Genomic DNA, 1,130 nt, shown 5'->3' on the forward strand with positions numbered 1-1,130 from the left:
GCGCTTGTGGCGAATGCAGGTGTGAGAGGCCGGCCGATCGAGCCGTTGGTGCTGAGTGCGCAGGAGCGGGCGTACTTGGAGAGGCAAGTCCGTCGTCACCGTGTTGCGCGGTCGCTATCTGAGCGATGCCGCGCGATCCTGCGAGGTGCGGACGGCTTGCCAAGCAAATCTGTGGCTGCCGAACTCGGCATCCATGAGCACACCGTTGGCAAGTGGCGCCGCCGTTTTTTGAAGGATCGCTGTGATGGCCTGCTCGACGAGGCCCGCCCCGGCCGCCCTCGAACCATCAACGACGATGAGGTTGCTGCCGTGATCGAGCGGACGTTGCGCACGACGCCGGACGACGCGACGCACTGGTCGATCCGCTCAATGGCTGCGGAGACTGGATTTTCCCACACCACGATCCGCCGAATGTGGGCGGCGTTCGGCTTGCAGCCACACCGTAGCCAGACATTCAAGTTGTCGAGCGATCCGCTGTTTGTCGACAAGGTACGCGATATCGTCGGCCTTTACCTGTCCCCGCCGAACCGAGCCCTTGTTCTCAGCATCGATGAGAAAAGCCAGATCCAGGCACTTGATCGCGAGCAACCGGTCTTGCCGATGATGCCTGGCGTATCGGAACGTCGTACGCACAGCTATGTGCGGCATGGTACGACCTCGCTGTTTGCCGCGCTCGATGTCGCCTCGGGGTTCGTTATCGGCAAATGCTACAAGCGCCACCGGGCAATCGAGTTCTTGAAGTTTTTAAAGGAGGTCGATGCTCAAGTTCCTGAAGGCCTCGATGTCCATATCGTCATGGATAATTACGCCACCCACAAGACACCCAAGATCAAAGCCTGGCTCGCCCGCCGGCCGCATTACCATGTCCACTTCACGCCGACTTCCGCATCATGGATCAATCAGATCGAACGCTGGTTCGCTGAACTCACCAGAAAGAAAATCCAGCGAGGCGTTCACACCTCGGTCAGGCAACTCGAGGCAGACATCCGTACCTTCATCGACCTGCACAACAAAAACCCGAAACCCTTCAAATGGACCAGGTCCGCAGACCAGATCTTGGCTTCCGTCAAACGCTTCTGTCACAAAGCCCAGCAAACTTTATGTGGCGAACTTTAGATTCGCGTGACTAG

Annotated in this window: 1 protein-coding gene; it reads left to right on the forward strand. The window is 58.4% G+C overall.

The annotated features are described in order from the left end of the window. The first annotated feature begins 6 nt into the window (after positions 1-6). Positions 7-1,116 carry an IS630 family transposase gene (locus AC0L2O_RS36205; protein ID WP_473373122.1) on the forward strand — a complete coding sequence of 370 codons (1,110 nt, stop codon included), beginning with the start codon at positions 7-9 and terminating at the stop codon, positions 1,114-1,116. The last annotated feature ends 14 nt before the right edge of the window (positions 1,117-1,130 follow it).

The organism is Bradyrhizobium sp. Kon10 (assembly GCF_055807395.1).